Annotated in this window: 19 protein-coding genes; 6 read left to right on the top strand and 13 right to left on the bottom strand. The window is 54.0% G+C overall.

The annotated features are described in order from the left end of the window. Nucleotides 1-79 precede the first annotated feature (79 nt). Nucleotides 80-799, top strand: a complete 720-nt coding sequence (locus tag MKY64_RS29690; RefSeq protein ID WP_339251980.1) for a 3-ketoacyl-ACP reductase — start codon at nt 80-82, stop codon at nt 797-799. Nucleotides 800-860: 61 nt separating this feature from the next. Beyond that, nucleotides 861-1,181: an antibiotic biosynthesis monooxygenase gene (locus tag MKY64_RS29685; RefSeq protein WP_036728263.1), complete on the top strand. Its 321-nt coding sequence runs from the start codon at nt 861-863 to the stop codon at nt 1,179-1,181. Between the two features lie 152 nt (nt 1,182-1,333). Here the strand turns inward: MKY64_RS29685 and MKY64_RS29680 are convergent, their stop codons facing one another. From MKY64_RS29680 to cidR, 7 genes are all read right to left on the bottom strand, one after another. Next, nucleotides 1,334-3,562 (bottom strand): MMPL family transporter, encoded by a 2,229-nt coding sequence (locus MKY64_RS29680; protein WP_340957475.1) that lies wholly within the window; start codon nt 3,560-3,562, stop codon nt 1,334-1,336. A gap of 701 nt (nt 3,563-4,263) precedes the next feature. Further along, complete coding sequence (locus MKY64_RS29675; protein WP_036728258.1) at nt 4,264-6,162, bottom strand: ABC transporter ATP-binding protein; 1,899 nt, start codon at nt 6,160-6,162, stop codon at nt 4,264-4,266. After that, nucleotides 6,159-7,919, bottom strand: coding sequence for an ABC transporter ATP-binding protein (locus MKY64_RS29670; protein ID WP_340957473.1), 1,761 nt, complete (start codon nt 7,917-7,919; stop codon nt 6,159-6,161). The genes MKY64_RS29675 and MKY64_RS29670 overlap by 4 nt, the downstream gene beginning before the upstream one ends. Beyond that, nucleotides 7,912-8,298 (bottom strand): MarR family winged helix-turn-helix transcriptional regulator, encoded by a 387-nt coding sequence (locus MKY64_RS29665; protein WP_339251986.1) that lies wholly within the window; start codon nt 8,296-8,298, stop codon nt 7,912-7,914. The genes MKY64_RS29670 and MKY64_RS29665 overlap by 8 nt, the downstream gene beginning before the upstream one ends. 404 nt (nt 8,299-8,702) lie before the next feature. After that, the gene (locus tag MKY64_RS29660) at nt 8,703-10,109 is read right to left on the bottom strand and encodes a DNA-binding protein (RefSeq protein ID WP_340957471.1); all 1,407 of its coding nucleotides are present in this window, start codon (nt 10,107-10,109) and stop codon (nt 8,703-8,705) included. 144 nt (nt 10,110-10,253) lie between these two features. After that, nucleotides 10,254-10,538: an aspartyl-phosphate phosphatase Spo0E family protein gene (locus tag MKY64_RS29655; protein ID WP_036728248.1), complete on the bottom strand. Its 285-nt coding sequence runs from the start codon at nt 10,536-10,538 to the stop codon at nt 10,254-10,256. A gap of 114 nt (nt 10,539-10,652) precedes the next feature. Then, a complete protein-coding gene (gene cidR, locus MKY64_RS29650; RefSeq protein WP_209868560.1) occupies nt 10,653-11,570 on the bottom strand; it encodes a cidABC operon transcriptional activator CidR in 918 nt (305 codons plus the stop codon). 112 nt (nt 11,571-11,682) lie between these two features. Between cidR and MKY64_RS29645 the strand changes: the two genes are divergently transcribed. Both MKY64_RS29645 and MKY64_RS29640 read left to right on the top strand, forming a co-directional pair. Then, nucleotides 11,683-12,054 (top strand): CidA/LrgA family protein, encoded by a 372-nt coding sequence (locus MKY64_RS29645; RefSeq protein WP_340958199.1) that lies wholly within the window; start codon nt 11,683-11,685, stop codon nt 12,052-12,054. Continuing rightward, nucleotides 12,054-12,734: a CidB/LrgB family autolysis modulator gene (locus MKY64_RS29640; protein WP_340958197.1), complete on the top strand. Its 681-nt coding sequence runs from the start codon at nt 12,054-12,056 to the stop codon at nt 12,732-12,734. Before MKY64_RS29645 ends, MKY64_RS29640 begins: the two co-directional genes overlap by 1 nt. 27 nt (nt 12,735-12,761) lie before the next feature. Here the strand turns inward: MKY64_RS29640 and MKY64_RS29635 are convergent, their stop codons facing one another. Together MKY64_RS29635 and MKY64_RS29630 are read right to left on the bottom strand one after the other, a co-directional pair. Then, the gene (locus MKY64_RS29635; protein WP_339251994.1) at nt 12,762-13,730 is read right to left on the bottom strand and encodes a Gfo/Idh/MocA family protein; all 969 of its coding nucleotides are present in this window, start codon (nt 13,728-13,730) and stop codon (nt 12,762-12,764) included. A 53-nt stretch (nt 13,731-13,783) separates the two neighbouring features. After that, nucleotides 13,784-16,099 (bottom strand): ATP-dependent DNA helicase, encoded by a 2,316-nt coding sequence (locus tag MKY64_RS29630; protein ID WP_340957465.1) that lies wholly within the window; start codon nt 16,097-16,099, stop codon nt 13,784-13,786. Between the two features lie 280 nt (nt 16,100-16,379). Between MKY64_RS29630 and MKY64_RS29625 the strand changes: the two genes are divergently transcribed. Beyond that, on the top strand, nt 16,380-18,242 hold the full coding sequence (locus MKY64_RS29625; RefSeq protein WP_445671711.1) for an LTA synthase family protein: 1,863 nt from the start codon (nt 16,380-16,382) through the stop codon (nt 18,240-18,242). Nucleotides 18,243-18,313: 71 nt separating this feature from the next. Here MKY64_RS29625 and MKY64_RS29620 read toward each other — a convergent pair whose 3' ends face one another. Continuing rightward, nucleotides 18,314-18,745, bottom strand: coding sequence for a MarR family winged helix-turn-helix transcriptional regulator (locus MKY64_RS29620; protein WP_051478265.1), 432 nt, complete (start codon nt 18,743-18,745; stop codon nt 18,314-18,316). Between the two features lie 250 nt (nt 18,746-18,995). Between MKY64_RS29620 and MKY64_RS29615 the strand changes: the two genes are divergently transcribed. Then, a complete protein-coding gene (locus MKY64_RS29615; RefSeq protein WP_036728235.1) occupies nt 18,996-20,690 on the top strand; it encodes a methyl-accepting chemotaxis protein in 1,695 nt (564 codons plus the stop codon). Nucleotides 20,691-21,210: 520 nt separating this feature from the next. On the opposite strand, the gene MKY64_RS29610 is transcribed toward MKY64_RS29615, so the two are convergent. The 3 genes from MKY64_RS29610 to MKY64_RS29600 all read right to left on the bottom strand — a co-directional run bounded on the left by MKY64_RS29610 (nt 21,211) and on the right by MKY64_RS29600 (nt 25,903). After that, a complete protein-coding gene (locus MKY64_RS29610) occupies nt 21,211-23,220 on the bottom strand; it encodes a putative bifunctional diguanylate cyclase/phosphodiesterase (RefSeq protein WP_036728233.1) in 2,010 nt (669 codons plus the stop codon). Nucleotides 23,221-23,445: 225 nt separating this feature from the next. Continuing rightward, the gene (locus MKY64_RS29605; RefSeq protein ID WP_340957463.1) at nt 23,446-25,110 is read right to left on the bottom strand and encodes a hypothetical protein; all 1,665 of its coding nucleotides are present in this window, start codon (nt 25,108-25,110) and stop codon (nt 23,446-23,448) included. Further along, entirely contained in the window at nt 25,103-25,903 is an 801-nt protein-coding gene (locus tag MKY64_RS29600; RefSeq protein ID WP_340957460.1) for an ABC transporter ATP-binding protein, read from the bottom strand. The genes MKY64_RS29605 and MKY64_RS29600 overlap by 8 nt, the downstream gene beginning before the upstream one ends. Nucleotides 25,904-25,951: the final 48 nt, after the last annotated feature.

The following is a 25,951-nucleotide window of genomic DNA, read 5'->3' as shown; positions in this document are numbered from 1 at the left end:
GCCCGGCCGCTCAGGTATAATAGACAGTATCTTCTAGAATTACCCATCATTCTATATATAAGGAGCGTGACGACAGGTTATGGATTTGAGAGGAACCAGTATTGTCATTACAGGTGCAGGCAAGGGAATCGGCAAGGCGCTCGCTATGGGGCTGGCTAAGGAAGGCGCCAACCTGGGGCTGATCTCCAGAACCTCGGCGGATCTGGAGGCGCTGAAGGCGGCGCTGACCGAGGTGTACGACATCAAGGTCAGTATCGCTGTAGCCGATATTGCCGTACGTGAAGAAGCGGAGCGGGCGGTAGTGGCCCTGCAGAAGGACCTCGGCCCCTTCGACGCGCTTATTAACAATGCCGGGATCGCCCAGTTCGGCACGTTTCTGGAGATGGACCCGGCGGACTGGGAACGGCATATGCAGATCAACCTGTTCGGGGCCTATTATGTGACCCGCGCGGCACTGCCTGCGATGATCGAGCGTTCGAGCGGCAATATTATCAATATCTCCTCCACCGCAGGAGAACGCGGCTTCGCTACAGGCTCAGCCTACTGTGCTTCCAAGTTTGCGCTCATGGGCATGACGGAGTCGCTGGCGATGGAGGTGCGTAAGCATAATATCCGTGTCGTAGCGCTGACCCCAAGCACAGTGAATACAGGCCTTGCTGCCGATGCGGGTCTTAAGATCGGGGACGAGGACCGGATGATGCAGCCGGAGGATGTGGCCGAGCTGACGCTCGCTGCACTTAAGCTGCCTGACCGCGTTTTCCTGAAAACAGCAGGCATCTGGACCACGAATCCGCAATAACGACAGACATTACGTACAACAAAGACAGACATTACGTACAGCCCTACAAGGAGGACTTGGCATGCTGGTAGTTACCAATACGATTAAGATCAAGGAAGGACATGGTGAAGCGCTGGCCTCACGGTTCAGCGCAGATAACGGGGTGCAGAGCATCCCCGGCTTCATCCGCATGGAGGTGTGGCGCGGCGCTCCCAAGGAAGGCGTGGAGGAGCTGAAGATCAGCACCGTCTGGGAGAATGAGGAAGCGCTGAACGGCTGGACCTCAAGTCCCGCCTTCCGGGACTCGCACCGCGGTGCCGGCCGGAACGAAGCCATTGTCGGCTCCTCGCTCGACAAGTACGAGCTGCTGCACAGCCGTACTCCGGATGTCCAGGCTGACTAGCTCAGCTCAAAAGAAGGGCTTCTCCCTTTAATAGAGATTCGCTGGCAACAGCAAAAAAATCGCTCCTTTCGGGATGGTTGATGGATCTTCCATTTTCCCGAAAGGGCGATTTCTTTGTTGTTTTTTCAGAAAATTGTAGAACTAACTACTCCTTACCGCTGTGTATCCGAAGCAGAGGCTTCACTTACTTCCTGATGCTTACCCGGCCAGAAGGCCAGACGTCCGAAGAGAACAGTAATAGCCGGTACCAGGAAGGGACGGACCACGAAGGTATCCAGCAGGACACCGATCGCAGTGATGATGCCGAACTGGACCAGCACCTGAATAGGTAGGCTTGCCAGCACGGCGAAAGTACCGGCCAGGATTAATCCGGCGGAGGTAATGACCGAGCCGGTCTCATTCACACCTTCTGCAATCGCCTGCTTCAGCGGCATATGCTTCCGCTTTTTCCAGATATTCGAGATCATGAAGATGTTGTAATCCTCCCCGAGCGCTACCAGGAAGACGAAGGAATATAGCGGAATGGCCCCTTGAATCGCATCTGCTCCGAGCACGTAATGAATGATGATCCAGCCCAGGCCCAGTGCCGAGAAGAATGATAGAATTACTGTCCCCACCAGATAGACTGTGGCTACGACAGATCTGAGATAGACCAGCAGCAGCACCGTAATCAAGCCGATAACGACCGGGATGATCAGATCGGTGTCACGTTCCCCAAGCTCCTTGGTATCGTGCTGGGTAGCGGTCTGGCCGCTGATCCATACCTTATCCTGCGCGTTCTCAATCCCGGATTCCGTCAGGGCCGACTCAACCGTAGCCTGAAGTGCCGGGATATGGTCCATCGCCTCAATCGAATACGGATTGTCCTTGAACTCGATATCATAGGCGGTAATCTTCGGGTTGACGGCCCCCTGCTGCGGGTCTGAGACCACATCCACGTAGGACAGGCTGCTCAGCACGGATTTCAGGTCTTCTCCGCCGGATAACCCTTCCGTATCAACCATCAGCTTGGCGGGCGCCAGCTCACCGGGGGAGAATTGCTCGCCAATCAGGTCGAAGCCTTCCCGCGACTCCATAGTCTTCGGGAATGACGACAGAATATCATAGGTGAACTTAATTCCGCTGGAGAATGAGGCCAGCACTCCCAGAAGTACTACGGTAATTCCGACAATGGCCCACGGGCGGGAAATCACCAGATATCCGATTCCTTTACGGCGGGCAGGCTGCGGCTGCGGCACCGGTCTGCCCTTGGCCCGGGCGCGCTCCGCCTCCATCTGCGGGGTGCGCGGCACGAACGGGAAGAAGGAGGTCCGCCCGAAGATCGCCAGCAAGGCCGGAACCAGGGTCAGACTGGCTACTCCCATAATCAGAATGGAGACGCTGAACGGCACTGCAAACCGGTGGTACGCGCCGTATTTGGCCAGCAGCAGAGCGAAGAGGGCCAGCACCACGGTGAAGCCGCTCATCGCAATCGCCCCGGAGGAGTGGGAAATGGCGCTCAGCAGTGCGCGCCCCTTATTCTCCTCCACCTTCAGCATCTGACGGAAGCGCGAGATCAGGAACAGGCAATAGTCTGTCCCTGCCCCGAAGAGCAGCACCGTCATGATCGAGACCGCCTGCGAATCCACTGTAATCCAGCCTTCCCTGGCCATCAGGCCAAGCACCGGGCTGGTTACGCCATAAGCGAAGCCTACAGCAACCAGCGGAATCAGCGCCAGAATCGGTGAACGGTAGATCAGCAGCAGGAAGACCAGCACCAGAATGACAGTGGCAATCAGCAGCGACACATCGGCATTCTTGAACAGCCCTGTAGCATCTACCGAGATTCCGACCGGGCCGGATACGCGCAGGCTCAAGTCTCCGCTGTCCGGCTTAGCGGCAGACGGGTCAGTCCCCGTCTCCGTCCGGACCAGCTCCTTCAGGCTCTTCAGCGACTCTCCGAGCTGGTCGCTGTCCGCCGTCTTGTCGAACAGCACCGGGGTGACCAGCGTGCTCCGATCCTCCGACAAGGACGCCTGCAGCGCCTGCGGCGGCAGCTTGCCCAGCGGAGGAACGAAGTTCTGATGCATAAGAGGCTGCTGCTCAAGCTTGCTGTATACTGCTGTTATATGTACGAGATCCTCCTCCGCGATTCCTCCGTCACGATGCCATACGAGCAGTGCCGGCACTCCGCTTCCGGCCGGAAATTCTCTCTCAGCAACGACCGATGCCCGCACCGATTGTGAATCCTCCGGCAGATTGGAGGCATTGTTAGCAACCTGTGAATTCACTGATGGCCATAGCATCGTAAGCACCCCGACCAGTGCAACCCATACCAGCAGAGTGATCCATTTGGTCTTGCTCCCTGCTACCCATTTTCCGTAGCCCGACATACCTTTCATCCTCTCTCCTATCCGTCCGCCCAAGTAGAAACGGCTGTGCTGTCCTTTTAAAGGACGACACCGTTTCAGCGAGAAATATAAGGATAATTTATAGCGCGAAACATATAAATTCTTATATTTCAAAAAATGAGCCGCGGGTCATTTTGATATCCTTATCATATATACCCCGAAAATTTTAAGCAAATCTTTTTTCTGAAATGTTGAAAAACTAGAGTGATCACTGCCGCTGCTGCCCGGAAACAGCTGACTCAATGCCGCTAATAACGGGTGATCGTAGACACTCTCTCTAGTATTATCTGGAGAATTCGATTTAGACCTGCTTTTGAATCCGCAGACAGAAATGTTGCAGGAATTGCAACTTCCGCTCACAGATAAGCTGATAATTCGAGGAATGCTGTATAAAATGCAGGAATTTTTATTAGTAGCTTATGGAAGAAGGGGGAATGCTGCCTTCTGTACAACAATTTGAGATTAAGGCCAATTGGACGCGGAAAAAGTTGTATTTTATGCAGGAAAGGTTAGGTTGGTGGAGTCGAGTAGCGGCATAGGTAAGTGGTGAGTTGATGTGTGAGTTGCATTGTATTCGGTTTTTATAAAAAAAGCGTTCATACAGAGAATGTCCGAAGACGTTCTGCATGAACGCTGGTTAACTTTAGCTGTGGTCTACAGCCGGCTATATTCAGGTAACTGTTCTATTCGGATCAGCCTGCGTCCGGCAGGTCATCACCGGAGAACTGGCTGTTATAGAGATCGGCATAGAAGCCGCCCGCTTCCAGCAGTTCCACATGGGTGCCCTTCTCAATGACGCTACCCTGGTTCATCACCAGGATCAGGTCGGCGTCCTTAATGGTGGACAGACGGTGAGCGATCACGAAGCTGGTTCTGCCGTGCATCAGCGTGTTCATCGCCTTCTGGATCTGCACCTCTGTCCGCGTATCTACGCTGCTGGTTGCTTCATCCAGAATGAGGATGGACGGATCGGCCAGAATCGCCCGGGCGATGGTAAGCAGCTGCTTTTGACCCTGGGAGATGTTCGAGGCCTCTTCATTCAGAATCGTGTCATACCCGAGCGGCAGCGTACGGATGAAGTGATCGGCATGCGCAGCCTTGGCTGCCCGCACCACATCAGCCTCCGAAGCCCCTTCCCGGCCGTAAGCGATATTATCGCGGATGGTCCCGTTGAACAGCCAGGTATCCTGAAGCACCATACCGAATTTGCTGCGCAGCTCGCTGCGCTTCATATCGGTGATGTTCACACCGTCGATCACAATCTCCCCGCCGCTGATCTCATAGAAGCGCATGAGCAGGTTGATCAGTGTGGTTTTACCGGCTCCGGTTGGCCCTACAATCGCAATGGTCTGTCCCGGACTGACCTCGATGTTCATGTCTTCAATCAGGAGTTCACCCGGCTTGTAGCCGAACTGCACGTGACGGAATTCCACAGAGCCCTCTTCTGCAGCTGCTGAACGTTTCGCCAGTGTAGCAGCCACTTCAGGGACTTCCTCGTCCTCATCCAGCAGTTCAAATACACGTTCTGCCGAAGCGATGGTGGACTGAATGATGTTGGCAATATTGGCAGTCTGCGTAATCGGCATGGTGAACTGGCGCGAATACTGGATGAATGCCTGGATGTCACCGACATCGATCGCTTTTTTGGTCACGAAGATCCCGCCGACCACACATACCAGCACATACCCCAGGTTCCCGATGAACATCATCAGCGGCATAATAATCCCGGAGATGAACTGGGAGCGCCAGCCGGAGTTATACAGATCCTCATTGATGGCATTGAAATCCTTCAGGGAATTCTTCTCCCGTCCAAAAGCCTTGATGATCCGGTGCCCGGTATACATCTCCTCCACATGACCATTCAGCTGGCCCAGCGATTTCTGCTGTCCGACGAAATAGGTCTGGGAGCGCTTGGTGATCAGCATAATCACCACGAAGCTCAGCGGCAGCGTTACGATCGTAATCAGGGTCAGCCACGGGCTGATCGTCAGCATCATCACAATAACCCCGACAATCGTCACAATGGAGGTGATCAGCTGGGTTAAGCTCTGCTGCAGGGTGGTACTGATGTTGTCCACATCATTGGTCGCCCGGCTAAGAATCTCCCCGTGGGTCCGGGAATCGAAATATTTCAGCGGCAGCCGCTCCAGCTTGCTGTTGATCTGCTCGCGCATGTCGTATACGACCTTCTGCGCCACACCGGCCATGACATACTGCTGGATATAACTGAACAGCGCGCTGAACAGATACAGGCCTGCCAGCAGGATCAGAATATCATTCACATAGCCAAAATCAATCGCCGCCCCAGGCACGCCCATCATCTTGCCATAAGCGCCTTCGAAAAGCTTGGTCGTTGCCTTACCCATCACCTTGGGGCTGAAAATACTGAATACGGTACTGGCAATCGCCATTACGAATACGATAATCAGCTGTACCTGGCGCGGGCGCAAATACCGGATCAGGCGGCGCAGGGTGCCCTTGAAATCCTTCGCCTTCTCGGGAGGCATACCCATGCCGGGTCCGCCCGGGCCGGGGCCGAATCCGCCGTGTCTGCGGGCGGGCGGCTTCATTGCTTTGTTCTGCTCACTCATGCTATTTCCTCCTCTGACAGCTGCGAGGATACGATCTCGCGGTACACCTCATTGTTGTCCAGCAGCTCGCGGTGCGTGCCCATACCGACAATTTGACCTTCATCCAGTACGATAATCCGGTCTGCATCCATTACCGTGCTTACCCGCTGTGCGACGATAAGGACAGTAGATTCCGTAGTCTCCTCCTTGAGCGCGGCACGCAACTTGGCATCGGTCTTGAAGTCCAGCGCGGAGAAGCTGTCATCGAACAGATATACCTCCGGCTTGCGGACGAGGGCACGGGCTATCGACAGACGCTGCTTCTGGCCGCCGGAGACGTTACCGCCCCCCTGGGAGATGCTTGAATCGAAGCCTTCCTTCATCGCTGTGACAAAGTCATAGGCCTGTGCCACCTTGGCGGCATGAAGAATCTCCTCCTCGGTAGCATCCTCTTTGCCGTAACGGATATTCTCGTTGATGGTACCGGTGAACAGCACGGCTTTTTGCGGAATATAACCAATCTTGCCCCGTAATTCCTCCTGCGTCATCTGGCGCACATCCACACCGTCCACACTTACCGTACCTTCTATGGCATCATAGAATCTCGGAATCATGTTCAGCAGCGTGGACTTGCCTGACCCGGTTCCGCCGATAATGGCGGTAATCTCACCGGGGCGCGCACTGAAGGTAATTCCCGACAAGGCTGCCTGCTCTGCACCCGGATAAGCGAAGGATACATTGTCGAACTCCACATACCCGCGCAATCCGTCACGGCCATCCTCATGTGTAGCTGTAGCCGTATTCTTCAGTTCTGCAGAGGTAGGGTCCTTAATCTCTGGCTGCATATCCAACACTTCATTAATGCGCAGCGCTGAGGCAGAAGCTCTTGGAATCAGCACGAACATCATCGACACCATGATCAGCGAGAACATAATCTGCATTGCATACTGAATGAATGCCATCAGGGAGCCAACCTTCAGATCCCCATCGCCAATGCGGATTCCACCGTAATACAGAATGGCAATCATCGAAAAATTCATGACGATCATCATCAGCGGCATCAGTCCCGCCATCACCTTGTTAACTTTAATCGCCGTGTCGGTAAGGTCGCGGTTCGCCGAACTGAATCGTCTGTTCTCATGCTCAATCCGGTTGAAGGAGCGGATGACGCGGATACCGGTTAGATGCTCGCGCAGCACCAGATTTAATTTGTCCAGCTTGATCTGGATCGCCTTGAACAGCGGTAGACCCTTCATTCCGATAAAGAATATCGCTCCAACCAGCAGCGGAATCACCACTACAAAAATTAGCGAGAGCTTGGCGTCCTCAGACACCGCCATAATAATCCCGCCGATCATCATCATCGGAGCACCGACCATCATGCGGAGCATCATAGTCAGTACCGTCTGAACCTGTGTAATATCATTAGTGGTACGTGTAATCAATGAGGCCGTACCCAGCTTATCGAATTCATGGAGCGTAAAATTCTCCACATGATTGAACACCCGGGAACGGGTATTCTTCCCGAAGCCTGCCGCCACTCTGGCTGACAGATAGCTGGCAATAATAGAGCATAGCACACCGCCAGCCGCCACCAGCAGCATGAAGCCGCCGATTCTCCAGATATAAGGCTGGTCGCCGTCCACAATCCCCTTGTCGATAATGTCACTCATCAGGGTCGGAAGATACAAATCCCCCATGGACTGCAGAAATACAAGAATCAGTACGGCCGCAATGGCCCAGCGAAAGGGCTTCAGTTGTTTCATTAATTTAATCATGCTTCTCATCTCCGTTCATTTGTAGCCGGTCTAGATTAGGCGGAGGATTATCCTCCATAAAGGCATAGACTTTCAGCAGCAGTTCCGCCAGTTGATCCGATTCTTCCTCACCTAAATACTCCACCATCCTGTTAAGTGTGGCGTCCATATGGTCCCTGGCCCTGCGGGTAATAATTTTCCCCTGTTCGGTCAACTTGATGCGCACTACCCTCCGGTCAGACGGATCAGCCTGCCGTTCTACCATCTGCTTGGCTTCAAGACTGTTAATCAGCTGGGTTACTGTTGGCGGAGTCAGTCCCAGGAAGCGGCTGATCTCCGACACCTTAAGTCCCAGATCTGAAGTATGCGACGCCCGTGCAATACATATCAGTAAAGTCATCTCACTTGGCTTATGCCCCTCCACCGAGTGGTGCCAATGCCCTTTGCGCAGCTTCCGAAGTGCAGAGAAAAGCTTGTGTCCGACTGAGTTTTCACCTTCGCGATTTATCCCAATGCTTCCACCCCATTTTTAGTTAGGTTTCCAAATAATTAAAGCATGTATTAATTAGGCTACCTAATTATATTTTCGTGCCTGCAATTTGTCAATTCCTGATTACGCTCTTACTATGTAATTTATTTCACATTACCACGCGCAAACGCTCCCGCGACACAGAGGGCCGGGGAGTCTCTCTTAGCTATACAATTAACTGCTCTAATCTGCTCTAGAATTCCACTCCGTGTTCAACAGCGGTAAAGCCTCTTACCTTGGACTTCTGTTCAGTTCCTGTACCCGCAAGAATGAAGCTAAACAATACCAAAACGCTGGCCGTCATCAACAGTGATCTCTTCATGCGCTCTCACCTCCCTGATCAGCTCCCGGTAAGCATTCTGCTGGGTATCGGAGGCATAGTCTCTGTTCAGTTCAAATAAGGTTACACAATTAATAAAGTCCTTGCCGCTGTTCAGCCTGATGGTCAGACGCAGACAATGAATGATATAGTCGATTCCCTTGGCATATTGCTGGCGGGAGATATGGTAGATCGCAATCTGATAATAGAGACGGTACACCCGGTCTACATTGATCGTATCCTGGAATTGTTCAAAACGCAGCATCTCCCGGGAAAAGCGCGACATCACCGTATCAGCGGAGAACCCGAAGCGGTTGGCCGACTCCATAATGATCACCATGCCGGACAGAATCTCGCCGGGATGCTCGGACAAGAAAGCGATATAGGACGGCAATACAGAGATATTGCCCATCAGAATCTCCAGCGTGAACCCGTTGGCCGTGGCAAACAGCTTGAAGCTATCCACACTGCTGCGCCCCTCGTCATCCAGCATCTCGAACCATCCCAGGTCCGCATAGCCGGCGGTATATTTCTTGGCCTGCTCATACTCCCCTTGCTTGGTAAGCGCCGATGCCTTCAGCAGATAACCGTGCCCGTAATAGACCACCAGCGGACGTTCCGCCTGAAAAGCTTCTGCCCTCTTCCCCTTACTGCGGCGTAGTTCCTCGCGGTAGATTCCGCTTGCTAATGCCCTCAGCTCATCAGCGAATTTCTCAACATCCTTCCAGCGGTGCAGCGCGAAGCATACCTTCGCCAGCTTCAGCAGTCCGTCCAGCTGCATCTCCTCGGGAAGCAGCCCGCGGTAAGGCTCGAAGCTGATTACGGCGCGCAGCTTCTGCTCCATATCCACATCCGGAGTGGTCTGCAAAGACATGAAGATACGGTACTGGCTGATCGCCATCCGCTCGGAATAGCTATCTTGTTCATGGTCTACAATCAGCTTGTAGAATACGATGGACTCCTGTACTTTGCCGCTGCAGAATAGCCTCTCTGCCACCCTGTAGATGATATCCAGCGGCCGCTGATATTCCATAATCCGCCTTAAGACCTCTTCAATGCATTGCTGCTTGCCCATCTCGGCACATTTAACTAGGAAGGGCTCGATACGGCGGCGGGAGATCCGCTCTTCACTGAAGCACTCATCCACATACAGCGGATACAGCCAGCCTTCCGGGAAGCCGAAGGCCCGGATCATGGCATCGAGCTGTCCCAGCGAGATGGGCTTCGGCGGATTGCCGTGAAGAATGGCGCTGAGACTGCCGCGGTTCAGGCCGGAGACTTTGGCAAATGAGGCAAGATTATGGCCCGAGCGGGACAGACTCTTCTCGATTTCCGTACGTAATGTAGTCAGCTTCGCCTCCACCCGGCACCTCCCTATCCATCATTCAGGTTATCCTTCTATTAATTGCCATTATAGGACAACACTATGAAAAGCACAACAAAATGGCCCCACATTTAGTAGGACCATGATTAACAAACACCGTCAGATGCTCGGATGTATTATAGATTATTGCTGCAGAGCCGCCTGATTCCTGATCCGCTGGCTCTTCTTATTCTTGCCGTAGGGCGCGGCTCCATTCTTGCGGCTGCGCAGGCTCTCCATCATCAGGTTCTGGGCCATCACAATATATCCGTCCAGCCGCTGGCTAAGCTCCAGCACTGCATGGTCGCTCAGACTCCGTTCCCGGGCCACCTCCAGCAGCTCGCTTCTTAAATTCTCTATAGTAAGGAACAGCTCATCTTCTCTGTAATCCCGGCCGCTAACATCAGGAGAATTCTGGTAAAGGTTCACGGTTACTCACCTTCTCTCTATCAACTTCTCCCTTATCATAAATCATGATGCCAAAAAACAAAATTTGCAAAAAAAGAAAAAAATGTCGGCGGAAGTATAAATAAGCTCTGTTATTTATATATCCTCCGGAGGCTCCGGCCGCGAATACCGCTCTCCTAGTACATTCATTGCAAAAGCAATCCACTCCCTGGCGGCAAAGGACAAATAGCGGTCCTTGCGCCAGATCATGCCCAGCTGCCAGGGAATTACCGGCTCGGTCAGGGAAATCACCGCAATCCGCGAACGGTCGATATCCCGGCAGATGGTCTCCGGCAGCAGCGCAATGCCCATCCCGGCGGCGACCATCCGGCTGATCAAATCCCACTGGGAGCTTTCATAGACCACCTTGGGCTGAAAGCCAGCTTTGACACATTCCGAGATAATCCGGTCATGGAGGGCGAAGTCCTCCCGGAACAGGACGAACTCCTCCTCGGCCAGCTCTCTCAGCGGCACCTGCTGCGCTCCGTCCAGACGGTGGCCTGCGGGAACCAGCAATTCCAGCTTCTCCTCCACAAAGGTGAAGCAGTGGAATCTGGCCGGGTCCACCGGCAGTACAATCGCCCCGATATCGAGCAGGCCGGACTCTACGTCATCCTCCACTTTCTTCGCTCCGTCCTCATGCAGCCGGATCGTCACCTCGGGATACTTCCGGTGGAATTCCCCGATGACCGCCGGGAAGAAGCTGGCTCCAACCATGGGCGGAAGTCCGATACGGATATGCCCCTGCTTCAGATTGCGCAGGCTGTCCAGCTCGGAGGAGAGGCTGGCAAAGGACTCTACAATGTTCTGCGCCTTGACGAGCAGCAGCTCTCCCGCATCCGTCAGACGGATGCTCCGGCCCTCGCGGTAGAACAGGTCGGCCCCCAGCTCCGTCTCCAGATTGCGGACCATCTTACTGATGGTCGGCTGGGTGATATACAGCGATTCTGCGGCTCTGGAGAAGCTGTTCAGCCTGGCGGCCTGCACGAAATACTCCAGCTGTCTGATATCCATTAGGTAACCTCCATGCATAGACAATTAGAATGCGAGCTATTCAATCCATTCATTGTACCTATGAAAGAATTAGATGTAAAATTTCAGTAAGAGATGAAAGGAGGTAATCATGATGAAAAAGATTGCCTTAGGCTTACTGCAGGTGGCCGGACTAACCGTGTTCTCCCTGCTCGTTAACGGATTAACCACACTACTGCATATTCCGCTTCCCGGAAGCATTATCGGGATGATTCTATTATTCCTGCTGCTCGAATCCGGCGTGATCCGTCTGAATTGGGTGGAGGCAGGAGCTTCTTGGCTGCTGGCTGAGCTGCTGCTGTTCTTCATTCCATCGGCTATCGGGGTCATGAACTACTCGAAGCTGCTGGAATCCTTCGGCCTGCAGGTACTGGCTGTTGTGCTCGTGGGCACCTTTGCTGTCATGGCCAGCTCGGGTCTGCTGACAGGGATGATCTATAAAGTAAAGGAGCGTAGAAGCTCATGATGACCGGACTATTATTCCTTGGACTTACCATTGCGGTATACCTTGTAACCAAACGGATTTATGCGGCCAGCGGCAAAATGTACGCCTCTCCGCTGATCATCACCCCGCTGGTAATCATCGGCTTCCTGCTGATCACAGGCAGCTCCTATGAATCCTACAATGCAGGCGGCAAATGGCTGTCAGACCTGCTTCAGCCGGCGACAATCGCCTTTGCGATTCCGCTGCACAAGAACTTCAAGCTGCTCAAAAAGCACGCCGCCGAAATTGCGGCAGGCGTGCTGTCAGGAACGGTAACGGCTGTACTGTCTTCCATGCTGCTGGCCAAATTAATGCACCTGAGCGGAGATCTCGCCACCAGCCTGGTCCCCCGTTCGGTAACTACGCCGATTGCCATGAGCATCTCGCAGAGCATCGGCGGAGTTCCCAGCATCACCGCAGTCTTCGTCATTCTCACGGGTGTGCTTGGAACGATGATGGGACCCGCGGTGCTGCGCCTCTTCCACATTGAGAATGAAGTGGCACGCGGAGTCTCGCTGGGCACCGCAGCGCATGGCACCGGCACCTCCAAGGCCTTCGAGCTTAGCTCGCTGACCGGCACCATCTCCAGTATCTCGATGATTCTGGCGGCGCTGTTCTCCATTGGGCTGGCACCCGCACTGATCGCAGTGTTCATTCATTAAGCAGCTCCCTGACCCTAGGACAGAGTCCTACAGCTTCACCGGCAATCCGCTCTGGGCGGATTCATACGCGGCGCAGGTTACCTTCAGCGTCTTGTACCCGTCCTCGTAATCGCTGAGAATACGGGAGCGGTCTCCGGTGCGGACAGCGTACAGGAAGGCCTCGCTCTCTACAGCGTAAGGGTTGCCCGTATTCTTGTATTCCTTGCTGTCCCCGCTGCGGACTTCAAGCAGACGCTCCGGGTTCCAGTCAAGCATGCCGTTGTCATTATAGAAGCTGATTCCAGCCTTGTTCACCTCTCCTGGCAGCACACAGGTATTGGAGATGCTGGCGATAATGCCGCTTGCAAGCTTCAGCGATACGGTGCCTACATCGGCTACGGTCACCCCTTCATGCTTCTCATGCATAATCCGGTTGCCGAACATGCCGTAGACCTCTGTCACCTCACCGGCCAGATAACGCAGCAAGTCAACAATATGCGTCGTCTGCTCCGTGAATTGCCCGCCGGACTGCTCCTGATTGCGCCACCACGCCACGCCGGGCATTCCGCCCATCCATTCTCCGGTAATCATCCCTACCTTGTCTCCGGCAAGCGTCTGCTTCAGCCGCTGGATATTCTCCTGATAGCGGAAATGATAGCCTACCGAGGTCAGCAGCTGATGCTGCTTGATATCCTCCAGCAGACTGGCCGGAATGGCCGTACTTGAGCCTAGCGGCTTCTCGATGAAAAAGGGGATAGCCCTGCGGATCAGCGCCCGCTCAATCGCCCCGTGCGACTGTGGCGGCACGCAGATGTAGACGGCATCCAGCTTGTGGCTGTCCAGCATCTCGGTAATCTCCCCGTAGCCTTCGGCCCCGTAAGGGCGGGCCATCTCTTCTCCCTTAAGCTTGCTGCTGCCGCAGACCGCCTTCAGCGACACATCCTCCATGCCCGCCAGCAAATCCGCATGTACCTTGGAGAACCAGCCTGTTCCAACAAGTCCGATATTAAGCGTCATGTCATTACCTCCTGAGTTGTCTGGTGAATGCCTTTTCAGTAGATTATACCCGCTTAGGTCATAACAGAGTAGTCCCGCCACTCCTCTGGAAGCAGCTGCCGGTAGGAAGGCTGCATGAAGCGGTCGTCTGCAAGCACAATGACCCCGCTGTCGCTCTCACTGCGGATCAGCCGTCCTCCAGCCTGCTGCACCTTGCACATGCCAGGGTAGATATAAGCATAATCGAAGCCGTTCTTGCCCTGTGACTGGAAATAGCTCCGGAGCAGATTGCGCTCCAGACCCACCTGCGGGAGTCCTACACCTACGACCATCACCCCGTTCAGCCGGTCGCCGGGCAGATCCACCCCTTCGGAGAAAATACCGCCCAGCACGGCAAAGCCAAGCAGCGGCTCCGGGTTATCCGGGCGGAAGGCCGCCAGGAAGCTCTCCCGCTCCGGCTCGCTCATCCCGCTGCCCTGCAGCAGCGTAGGGACTTCAGGGTACTTCTCGGTGAACACCTCATAGACATTCCTCAAGTACACATAAGAGGGGAAGAAGACCAGGTAGTTGCCCTTCTTCGAGACCATGCCTTTAAGAGCATTACTAAGCGGCTGTAAGGAAGCCTCCCGGTCATGAAACCGGGTGGATACCGGCAGGACAGACACCTGCCACTGCTCTTTGTGAAAAGGTGAGGCCAGGCTCAGACTGTAGTCCTCCTCGCCTGCACCGATCATATCCCTGTAATACGAGAGCGGCGAGAGGGTCGCAGAGAACAGAATCTGGCTGCGGAAGCTCTTGCCCATTTGCTGCAGCAAATGCGACGGATCGAGATTGAACAGCTTCAGATACACATCTCCGCTGCGCACCTCGGCATAGGTAATGTAACGTTCATCGTAGGTTTTGAAGGTGCGAAGCATCCCCTGTACTGCGTAATAGGTATCCAGCAGGCTATCCGCCCCGTCCTCCTCCGCCTGCACAGAGCTTACCGGGAAAGAGGAATTCAGCAGCTCCAGCTCCGCTTCGGCTGCGAAGTTCTCCAGCAGCTCCGGCAGCTCCTCCGGATAGGCCGCCCACTCTTCCGCACCCTTATCACCGCAGATCTTACGCAGCGCAATGAAGAAAGCGTTCACCGCTTTGGCGGCAGTGCCGAGCCGGGGATTCGCCGTTTTGTAGGTCCGGCTGAGCGCCAGGAAGGGTGCCTTGGTAAGCTCGGCCGAATACATCTCCCGGCCCCTGTCCACCAAATTATGCGCTTCATCCACCAGCAGCACGGTGTTCTTCTTACGCTCCTCAGACATGCGCTTCAGACTGATGCGCGGGTCGTAGATATAATTGTAATCGCAGATAACAACATCGCAGGCATAGGCGGCATCCAGCGAGAATTCAAACGGGCAGACCTTATGCTTATGGGCATAGCCGGCGATCGTCTCCCGGGTCATCAGCGTCTCATGCTCCAGCATATCAATCAGGGCGCCGTTGATCCGGTCATAATAGCCCTCCGCATACGCGCAGGAATCCGTGCCGCAGATGCCTTCCTCCCGGAAGCAGGCCTTCTTCTTCGCCGTCAGCGCAATGACATGCAGATGCAGCCCCCGGAGGTTCAGCATCGTGGCTGCCTCCTGCGCCGCGATCCGTGTAACGGTCTTGGCGGTCAGATAGAAGATACCGGCCGCCTTGCCTTCGCCCAGCGCTTTGACCGCCGGGAACAGAGTGGACATGGTTTTGCCGATGCCTGTCGGTGCCTGGGCGAAGAGGTTCGCCCCCTCAGCAATGGAGGTGTAGACTGCGGCTGCGAAATGGCGCTGGCCGGGCCGGTAAGCCGAGAACGGAAAAGACAGGTTCGTGATGCTCTCCCCTCTCTTCGCCTTGTAACGGACCATCATCTCGGCATACGGTGCATATCTGCTTACTGTCTCTAGCGCAAAGGCCGTCAGCGCTTCACGGGACATCTCCCGGTAGAGACTGTACTGTGCCTCGCTTCCCCGCTGCACATAGGTGAGCTTCACCTGAATGTAGGGAAGCTCAAGATCCGTTGCCAGCATGTAAGCGTACATATAAGCCTGGGCCCAGTGTACCTCCTTCCCTTCAAGCGCAGGGTCCGGGATTCCGGCCATGGACTTGATCTCCTCCACTGTCAGGCTCCCATCCTCTGCCGTAAGCAGTCCGTCGCAGCGCCCGTCAATCTGGAACAGCAGCTCTCCGTAAGCAATTCCGGTCTTCAAATAGACCTCCTTGCGGTCTCCTTCCTTGTATTGCTTCTGGATCAGCTGATGGCTGCGCGTCCCCTCCGCCATGGCGGCTCCGCTGCGGAAGCCCGGCTCCAGACTGCCGCTGCTGTAGGCAAATTCCACAAGCGCCCTCACGGACAGTATGATTTCTGTATGCTCCATCCGTCCCCACCTCCAATAATTTCCGCCAGCTTCCGCTGCGTAAGGCTCATATTCTTCGTTTAACGCCGATATCCCCCCGCCTGAGGGAGTGGCCTGCGCCGGGTTCGTTCTAGCCGTAGTTTACGCGCGCTCCAGGGAGTATACGGCCGCTTCTGATTTTTGACATTCCTTCCCTGGCACTGCATAATAAGTTCTATTGATAATGGTATTCTTATGTCCTCATGCTGCTGTTTCCTATCACCCGGGAAACCTGTTCATTCTTCAGAAAGAAGGCGAAGCTGTGTCATCCCAAACTGTGAAACGCTGGCTCCTTAAGCCATTTGTGTTCTTTTCCATTCTTTTTCTGTTCAAAAGCCTGCTGGCCTGGGGTGTAATCTTTGATGATTTGCAATTCTGGAAATCCGTATTGACGGAGCTGCCCTTTGTCTGGGCCCTGTTTTTCCTGATTGAGCGCTTTGCTTCCAGACGGAAGCTCGGCTATTACATGACGGTCAATCTGCTGGTTACCGCGATCTTTTTTGCCGCCATTATGTACTTCAAATATTACGGGGTCATTGTCACTTACCATGCCGCCGAGCAGGTGAACCAGGTCACTGCCGTCAAGAACAGCGTGTTCTCATTGATGGACCCTTATTATCTGTTGATCTTCACCGATATTATCGTGCTGGGCTTCTACTTCTTCATTAACAAGAACGGACGCAATTATAAAAAAGACCAGATCAACCGGCGCAGTGGCCGGACGCTGCATGTCGTACTGTTCGCGGTCTCGCTCGGACTCTGCCTGTTCAATATTCTTCCGAATAAGGCGAGCATGAATGAGATCAAGAAGGCCCAGGAGATGGGCATCCTTAATTATGAAGCATACACGATCTTTGCCAAAGATAAAACCGAGCTGGTCCAGGCCAGTGAAATCACACAGAGCACGATTAACCAGCTCAAGGGCATCGACCCTTCAGCAGTCTCGGCTTATGCCGGTTCCGCCAAGGGCAAGAATCTGATTGTGATCCAGCTGGAGTCCTTCCAGAACTTCCTGCTTGGTCTGAAGATAGACGGCCAGGAGATTACCCCTAACCTGAACCGCCTGATGGAGGAGAGCCTGTACTTCACGAACTTCTATCAGATGGTCGGCCAGGGCAATACCTCCGATGCGGAATTCGTGGTCAATTCGTCCTTCTATATTCCTCCGCAGGGTGCGGCCACCATGTCTTATATCGACAAGCAGCTGCCGAGTCTCCCCCGTCTGCTGGGAGACAACGGCTATCAGACGGCCACGTTCCACACCAATGTAGTGGAATTCTGGAACCGGGGCGAGCTATACAAGGCCCTCGGCTGGCAGAAGTATTACGATCACCAGTTCTTCGGTGATGAGGATGCCTTCTTCTTCGGCGCTTCCGATGAGGTGCTCTACCGCAAATCCTCGGAGAAGCTGAAGGAAATGAGCGATGCGGGCCAGCCGTTCTATGCCCAGGTCATCTCCATGTCGGCGCATCACCCGTTCACTATTCCTGAAGAAAAGCACAAGATGAAGCTTCCTGAGCGGTATGAAGGAACCTTTGTCGGCGATTATGTCCGGTCACAGAACTATGCAGACTATGCCTTCGGACAGTTCGTAGATGAACTGAAGGCGAATGGATTATGGGAGAACAGTCTGGTTATGGTCTACGGCGACCATATGGGACTGCCGATCTATTCGCTGGACCATGACGACAAGCAGCTAATGAAGGAAATCTACGGATATGATTACAGCTACGCCAATATGCTCAACATTCCGCTGCTTATCCATGGCGAAGGAATTGCTCCGCAGAAGCTTGCACAGGTAGGCGGAGAAGTCGATATTATGCCTACAGCTGCCAGCCTGCTGGGGGTATCCATGGATAACAACATTCATTTCGGCCAGGATCTGCTCAGCCAGTCCTACAATCTGCTGCCGCAGCGGTATTACCTGCCTACCGGCTCCTTCATCTCCAGCTCTGCCCTGCTGATTCCGGGCAACAGCTTCGAGGATAATACCCAATATCCGCTGGCGACCGGAGGTACTGCTCCGGCCGGCAACGAGGATGAATACAACCGCGCTCTGCGGCTGCGCCAGTTGTCTGACAGTTACGTCACGCAACTGCCGGACAAAGAACCTGCCGCAGAATAGCCGGACTAGACAAGACAAGAGGCAGCGCCTCTCCGTAACGGGAGAAGCGCTGCCTCTTTGTAATGCTTATGTTAACGCTCCTGATTCTCCAGCATGAGATAATAATCCGCGAAGTTCTCCAGCTCTGCCGGCTCCAGAATGGCCAGATGCTCTTCCAGCAGCAGCAGTGACCGGCGCTGTGCTTCTTCCAGCACCTCTTGTCCCTTGCCGGTGATCGTGACGATTACCGCTCTGCGGTCATTCTCGTCCGTCACGCGGGCGATCAGCTCCAGCAGCTCCAGCCGGTCCAGCATGACGGTGACTGCACTGGACTTCACCTCCATCTTGTCCGCCAGCTGAATCACCCGTGCCTGCTGCTCCTGAAAGATCATATGCAGCAGCCCGAATTGCGGCACAGTCAAGCCCAATTCCTTATGAAATGACATCTGCGACATGATTCTGCGCTGAACCTTCCACATGGATAATCCCACACGTTCGATCAAAGGATTGACTTCTTGTGACATCCCTTCAGCTCCCAGTCCGTTTGTTCTGCTTCAAGCGTACCATTATACGGGTCCGACATACAGTATTTTTTGAAACTAAAATAGGATTAAGCGCCTACTTTTCAATGATTTTTTATACATAAACCATCATTTTCCGACACAAAAATTCTTTTTCTGACGTCTGCTCAAACCGCAGCGTATGCGCTATAATCGTAGCAGTGAACCCCATAATTCACTTAATCTTTTAGAGTCAGGGCTGGTGATATTTGTTATGAAATTGGCAACAAAATTAACATGGATGATGCTGATTGTATTGCTACTGGTTGGTTCATCCATAGGCTTCTTCGGTTATCATGCGGCTTACAAGCAGATCGATGAAGCTGCAGGCATTGAATTGGTAGGCTGCGCGAATATAACAACCGGTCTTATCGATCCTGCCGACATAACCGCTCTGGCTGCCGGCGATACCAGCAAGCTGACTGCGATCGAAGACCGCATCGGATGGATCAGTGATCACAAGCCTATTTTCAAAGAAGCCTTCATTCTATCACTGGACGGCAAGGTGCTGGCCGCTGACAAGAACTTCAAACAACGCGGCTACAAAGCTGGAGACCCCTTCTACTTCGCAGATGAAGATAAAGAAATGATTACCACGATGAAGCACTCCGCCTACTCGAAGGTGTATACATATCAGGGCACCTCCCTCAAAACCGGCTACGGCCCCATCTATCAGGACCATGACCCTACCAAACCCATCATTGCATTAATGGCGATTAACTTCGACGGCCCCTTGATTCAATCGCGGACCATGGATATCATCACCCAGCCCTTCCTGATCGGCAGCTCCATTCTGATTATTGCGATTCTCGCCGCTTATCTGCTGATCCGCCGGATGGTCAGCCCTCTCACCAAGCTGTCCGCATCCGTGAACACGGTAGCCCAAGGCGATCTGACCCGGGAACCGCTGCTCTTCACAGCCAAGGACGAGATCGGCGAACTTGCACGCGACTTCAATGCGATGACCCTGAATCTGCGTGACCTGATCACACAGGTTAACGATACGTCCATGCTGGTTGCCTCCTCTTCCCAGGAGCTGTCCGCCAGCGCCCAGGAGACCAACCGGGCCGGAGAACACAGCGTTAATGTCACTCTGGATCTGGCCGACGGGGCACACACCCAGCTGCAGAATTTGGAAGGCAGCTTCAAGGCTGTGCAGGATATGTCACATTTCATTACCGAAATTGCAGGCAATGCCGACAGTGCAATGAACCAGGCAGCCATCAACTCCCAGAAAGCCCGGACAGGCCGGGAATCTATGGACTCGACCACCTCCCAGATGGCTATTGTGGGCGCAAGCATCTCGGATCTTTCTGGCATTATCGAGACGCTGGGCAGCCATTCCAAAGAGATTGAGAATATTGTCGGCACCATAGCCAGTATTGCCGAGGAGACGAATCTGTTATCCCTCAATGCGGCGATTGAAGCCGCACGGGCTGGAGAAGAGGGCCGTGGCTTCGCCGTTGTCGCAGGCTCTGTACGCAAGCTGGCTGAACGTTCAGCCGGATCTGCCCGCCAGATCGGCGAGCTGGTCAGTCTGATTGTCCAGCAGATGGACAAGGCCGGAGAGACCATGAGGCACTCCACGGAAGAAATGCATCACGGCAAAGAAATGATTATAGCGGCCGGCCATTCCTTCTCCGAGATTGAGTCATCCGTCTCCGATATGTCTGCACATAGCCAACAGATCTCAGCCACCGTGCGTGAGCTGGCCCTGCTCTCTGACGGACTGGTCGCTTCGATCCAGAAGATCGTAGCGGTCTCCAATCAGACGGCCGAGGGCGCCGAGACCTTGTCCGCCTCGTCTCAAGAGCAGCTTGCCGCCATGCAGGAGGTCGAATCCTCCGCCGCATTCCTCTCCTCCCTGGCAGAGAAGCTGCAGGTATTGGTCGAGAATTTCAAAATCTAGACCGAAGTCTCATACATTTTTCAGAATAAAATCACCCCGCGGGTGAAGGATGCTGCTGCCTTCTCTCACCCGCCGCTTGTATTGTTGCACATTTTGCAGGATTCCTTTATAAAGGTTACTGGATACGGGTACAATGTTGCATTATTTGCACAAATTCCGGGGCAGAGGGCAAGTTAATGCTGACTTTGTTGCATTTCGTGCAGGATTTCGGCATAGACCGCTTCTGTGGGGCAGTATTGTTGCACTTCTTGCAAGATTTCTCTATAAATGTTACTGGCTTTAGAGCATGGGGCCCTTCTCTCGGCATATCAGCACCCATTGTATTCGGTTTAATACGAAAATAAAAGTCGGGATGCGACTGATGCACCCGACTTATTTTCATTCCTGGGGGTGACAAGGCCTCTGTCTTGTCATGCCTGTTTTTCGCATACATTTCCTAAGTAGCTAAAAAGGCTGCCCTGATGTGGAACAACCCTCCACATCCAGGACAGCCTTTTGCGTGCAACAGCAACCAGGAGCATTATGCCGTATTCTCAATGAACCATTGGCCTAATTCGTTAACCGGCATCGGACGGCCGTAGTAGTAGCCCTGCATCACGCTGCAGCCCAGCGATTGCAGCAGTTCAATCTGCTCCGTAGTCTCCACGCCCTCAGCCACAACCTCCATGTTCAGATTGCTGGCAATGGCAATGATGTTGCTGATGATCGCTTTCTTGGAATGCATCTTGCTCTTGCGGATGAAGACCTGATCAATCTTCAGGGTATTCACTGGAATCTCATCCAGATTGCCAAGCGAAGAGAAACCGGTTCCGAAATCATCCAGGGACACCCGCACACCGAGATCCCGCAGCTTGGAGAGCTGGGCTACCGTCTCTTCCATATTGTTCATCGCAATCGACTCGGTAATCTCCAGTTCAAGGAAATGCGGCGCAAGGCCCGAACGCGACAACGCCTCTTCCACTACCTCATACAGGCTTCCGCCTTCAAACATCCGCGCCGACATATTAATCGAGACCGCTACACTGGCAACCTTCGCCTGATGCCAGAGCATATTCTGTCCGCACACCTCATGCAGCATCCAGTATGTAATAGGGACAATCAGGCCGGTCTCCTCGGCGATCGGAATGAACTCTCCCGGAGAGATGACGCCATGCTCCGGATGTCTCCAGCGCAGCAGCGCTTCAAGCCCCACGGTGACATTCAGCAGCGAATCCCATTTGGGCTGGTAGACCACCATGAATTCCGAGCGGGCCAGTGCCTTGCGCAGATCCTTCTCAAGTGACATCCGCCGGACCTGATGACGGTTCATCTCCAGATCGAACACACTGAATTTATTCTTGCCCGAATCCTTGGAGGTATATAGCGCCGTATCGGCTGCCTTCATTAGCGCCGAACGGTCGGTGCCGTGCGCCGGAGTCATGCTGATTCCCACACTCGCAGTTACGTACAATTCGTTACCTTCAATGCTGTAAGACTTCTTGAGCTCCTGAAGGATATGCTGTGCTACCTCCTCCGCCGCCACGGCGGTGCAATCCGGCAGCGCAATCAGGAATTCATCCCCGCCAAGCCGGAACACCTTCCCCTTCCCGCCCACGCAGCAGGTCAGCCTGGCAGACACTTCACACAGCAGCAAGTCTCCAATATCATGGCCCAGCGTATCATTAATCGATTTGAAGCGGTCCAGGTCAACAAAAAACACGGCGCCGGAGATCCCGCCGAAGAAATCATCCTTGAAGTAGCGCTCCAGACCATGCCGGTTCGGCAGCTCGGTGAGCGGGTCATGATAGGCCATGCGCTCCAATACATCCCTGTCCAGAAAAACAGTCCCGCCGGAGACTGCCAGCACGAACAGGGTAACCAGTGAAATCCCTGTCAGCAGAACCACATCGGTCTCCATCAGCATCGGGGCGGGCGCCTGCCAGCTGTAACTATGCAGGTCGCTTGCTCTCAGACTCGTATAATGCATACCGGTAACCGCCAGGGCGATGAATAGAGCCGAATACAGCTTCCAGCGGTTGAAGCCTGTATGATCCTTGAATCTGCGGAACATTAGAACTCCGATGTAGGAAGCAGCAAGGGCAATCAGTACCGATACAGCCTGATCCATTGCCCTGTAATGAATCTTGGCCTCCATCTCCATCGAGGACATTCCGGCATAATGCATGAACGAGATGCCGCTGCCGAGTATACCGGCGCCCGCAAGAAGCCGCCAGCTTCTCTGGCGGGGAGCCGTAACCAGCTGAAGGGTTGCATAGCAGGAGGACATAATAATAAGCAGGGACACGGCAGCCATCACCGGATGGTAGCTGACCTTGAACGGCAGGCGGCTGGCCATAATGCCGACAAAATGCATGGCCCAGATCCCGCCGCCAAGGACACAGGCACCTGAGAGCAGCCAGAGACGTCTGACCCGGCCCGCGGAATGGGAAACCTGTGAAATCAGATTAAGCGCGGAGTACGCTGCTGCGGCAGCTAGCGTATAGGATAGTAAAACGATCCAGATATTATAGTGGATTCCCATTTGATCCATAGTTGACCTCTTCACTGGTTATAGTATCAGCGTCGTTTCAGGGTCTATCTTAAGTTATAAATCAATATACGGATAGCGGATAAATGGAAGAGTATATAATGATTGCAGGTATTCTCTGAAAACTAACTTTAGCTGTATTTTACCTTGTAATCACCGGGCTGTCTAAGTAAATAATGGAACTTGGACCCTTTTTTGAACGCCGGCAAAAATTGTCCATATTTGTCCTCAGCCGCCTGCGCGAAGGGTTGGAAATCCGTTGTCCCGGGAGGTGTCCGGCAGGAAGGCCCTGCGCCAGATCCAGGCATTTGCAGCTACCAGAATTACCATGTAGATGTATATTCCTGCAGGAATCAGGGTGAAGACATAGTGCACTCCGGCCAGCCCCCCAAGAATGAACAATTGTACAAAAGCACTGCCGGTGAATTCCTTCCGCTGCGCCGCCTCGTACTTCTCCGAGAACGGGAGCGCCTTCGGGAACGTAAGGAAGCAAATCACGGCATACAGCAGCAGAGCCAGCAGGACGACTGCCATATCTGCAATAATCCAGGAGCCCAAGAGAGCGGTGAACACTGCCGCCTCCAGCAGAAAGAGCGGCACCAGCAGCTTCACGACCGCTGCCTTCAGCATTCCCCGGTAGACCAGCCCCTTGCCCGGCAAAGGAATCACCTGATAGATCCATGCCCCCTTATAGCTGGCCGAGTAACGGACCATCTGCACGACCGTCATCAGCAGCAGTGCGCTGTAATAGATAAACAGGAAGGACTTAGAGCTTCTGATCCCGGCCAGATCGCCGCTCCACACCTGATTGAAGATGAAGATAAAGGGAAAGATCAGCGAGAAGCCGATGGTCGGATACACCCGGAGCTTGAACTCGCGTTCATTCTTCATCATCGACCAGGTGAAGCGGAAGAACATGGCCTCCGCTTTGTTCCGGCACACGGTCTCCGACAGCACACGGGCAAGCCGCCCGCTATCCCGGCCCTCTGCGCCATGCTCAGCCAGCTTCTGAAGGCTGCGTTCAAATACCGGCATCAGCCGGATGTAGGCGGCGAACATCACGGCAGGCACCACCACAGAGAGCGCTGTCAGAATAACCACGGACCGGCTTCCTGTTCCGCCGCCCAGCAGCTCGAACGGCGCCCCGAACCAGACCGGAGCCAGCAGAAAATGCCACCAGGCGGGAGTGAAATCCAGCCCCAGCTCCGATAGATTGAACATCCGGCTAACCAGCTGCGCGCCGACAGTTACCCCCACAGACAAGACAATCTGAACGTAGTTGATGATGTCCTTGAGCTTTTCCCCGTCAAAGAACCTCAGGATCAGCAGATAGATTAGTGCAGTGAACACCAGAATGAAGCCGTCCATCAGCAGAATCTCAGCCGCATACACGAAGAAGAAGCCCGGCCCGTGCCGGAATAGAGAGAATAACAGCGAAGGTCCGGTGAAAGTCAGCGTTAAGGTCAGCAGATAGATCAGAATATGTAAGCTCTTGGCCATGTTCAGTGTACGGCGGTCCACCGGCTTGGAGAAGAGGATGTTCTTATCCCGCAAATCCAGCATCACCGTCGAGAAGTCGGAGATCAGCGTCGTGGTGATCAGGAACATCACTATACTGAACAGCAGACTCATCATCAGCATATGATGATCTCTGGGCGCGACCATAGCGATCAGCATCAGCCCCAGCAGCAGATAGAGCCACTGGACTCTGAAGGGCGAGCCCTCCATCTCCAGCTTGGAATTCTGCGACCCGGAGAACAGGGTAGGTGTCCGTCTGCCATCCATCGTCAGCTTGACCTGAAGAATGCGGCGCATGAGCGCATAATCGGCTCCCAGGCCCTTAAAGATCCACTGTATCCGGTCAAGCAGCTTCAGAATCAGGAATTCATTCATGCCCCGCACCCTCGCCTATCACAGCCACGAACTCGCTTGCAATATCCCTGTATTGATCGAACCCGGTCAGCTGATTGAAAATCTCCTCCAGCGACCCCTCCCGGCTCTGCTCCCGCAGCTGCGTGAAGGTTCCGTCCGCGACAATATCGCCTCCGTCCAGCAGGATGATCCGGCTGCTGATTCTCTCGACCACATCCATAATATGCGAGGAATAAAAGATGGTCTTGCCCCTGGCGGCAAGCGTGGCGAAGATCTCCTTGACCACCATGACACTATTGGCATCCAGCCCGCTGAGCGGCTCATCCAGGAACAGAATATCCGGGTCATGCAGCATGCTGGCAATCAGCAGCACCTTCTGCTTCATCCCCTTGGAGTAGGAGGCAATCCGCATATCATAGGCCTTCTCCATTCCCAGCAGCCCCATCAGCTTCCGCGCCTTGTCATCGGCATCCGCCTGCTTCAGTCCATACAGCTCACCGGTGAAGGTCAGATACTCCCGCGCTGTCAGGCTGTCATACAGCTCTGCTACCTCAGGCACGTAACCGATTCTTTTTTTGTAAGCCGTATCCCCGTCCGAGATATCCCTGCCAAAAATCCGTATGGTCCCGTTATAACCCTCCACCAGACCGAGCATAATCTTGACTGTCGTGCTTTTACCGGCCCCATTGGGTCCGATATATCCGATAATCTGCCCGCGGTATACCTTCAGATCAATCCCCCGCAGCACCATCCGGTCACTATAATTCATCCACAAGCCCTCAATTGAAATCACCGGCTCTTCAGCTAAGCCCATTGACGTCTCTCCCCCTTCGGTAAGCACACTCTTCCTTCAAGCAACAGA

Source organism: Paenibacillus sp. FSL R7-0210 (assembly GCF_038009085.1).
Classification (GTDB): domain Bacteria; phylum Bacillota; class Bacilli; order Paenibacillales; family Paenibacillaceae; genus Paenibacillus_AQ; species Paenibacillus_AQ silagei.
This window is presented reverse-complemented; position numbering and strand designations above follow the sequence as displayed.

Coding starts and splice junctions, on each gene's coding strand:
- MKY64_RS29680 (WP_340957475.1), bottom strand. CDS start 3,562: ATGAAAGGTATGTCGGGCTACGGAAAATGGGTAGCAGGGAGCAAGACC.
- MKY64_RS29630 (WP_340957465.1), bottom strand. CDS start 16,099: ATGGAGCATACAGAAATCATACTGTCCGTGAGGGCGCTTGTGGAATTT.
- MKY64_RS29615 (WP_036728235.1), top strand. CDS start 18,996: ATGAAATTGGCAACAAAATTAACATGGATGATGCTGATTGTATTGCTA.
- MKY64_RS29685 (WP_036728263.1), top strand. CDS start 861: ATGCTGGTAGTTACCAATACGATTAAGATCAAGGAAGGACATGGTGAA.
- MKY64_RS29605 (WP_340957463.1), bottom strand. CDS start 25,110: ATGAATGAATTCCTGATTCTGAAGCTGCTTGACCGGATACAGTGGATC.
- MKY64_RS29670 (WP_340957473.1), bottom strand. CDS start 7,919: ATGATTAAATTAATGAAACAACTGAAGCCCTTTCGCTGGGCCATTGCG.
- MKY64_RS29640 (WP_340958197.1), top strand. CDS start 12,054: ATGACCGGACTATTATTCCTTGGACTTACCATTGCGGTATACCTTGTA.
- MKY64_RS29675 (WP_036728258.1), bottom strand. CDS start 6,162: ATGAGTGAGCAGAACAAAGCAATGAAGCCGCCCGCCCGCAGACACGGC.
- cidR (WP_209868560.1), bottom strand. CDS start 11,570: ATGGATATCAGACAGCTGGAGTATTTCGTGCAGGCCGCCAGGCTGAAC.
- MKY64_RS29620 (WP_051478265.1), bottom strand. CDS start 18,745: ATGTCACAAGAAGTCAATCCTTTGATCGAACGTGTGGGATTATCCATG.
- MKY64_RS29635 (WP_339251994.1), bottom strand. CDS start 13,730: ATGACGCTTAATATCGGACTTGTTGGAACAGGCTGGTTCTCCAAGGTA.
- MKY64_RS29665 (WP_339251986.1), bottom strand. CDS start 8,298: ATGACTTTACTGATATGTATTGCACGGGCGTCGCATACTTCAGATCTG.
- MKY64_RS29610 (WP_036728233.1), bottom strand. CDS start 23,220: ATGGATCAAATGGGAATCCACTATAATATCTGGATCGTTTTACTATCC.
- MKY64_RS29690 (WP_339251980.1), top strand. CDS start 80: ATGGATTTGAGAGGAACCAGTATTGTCATTACAGGTGCAGGCAAGGGA.
- MKY64_RS29645 (WP_340958199.1), top strand. CDS start 11,683: ATGAAAAAGATTGCCTTAGGCTTACTGCAGGTGGCCGGACTAACCGTG.
- MKY64_RS29600 (WP_340957460.1), bottom strand. CDS start 25,903: ATGGGCTTAGCTGAAGAGCCGGTGATTTCAATTGAGGGCTTGTGGATG.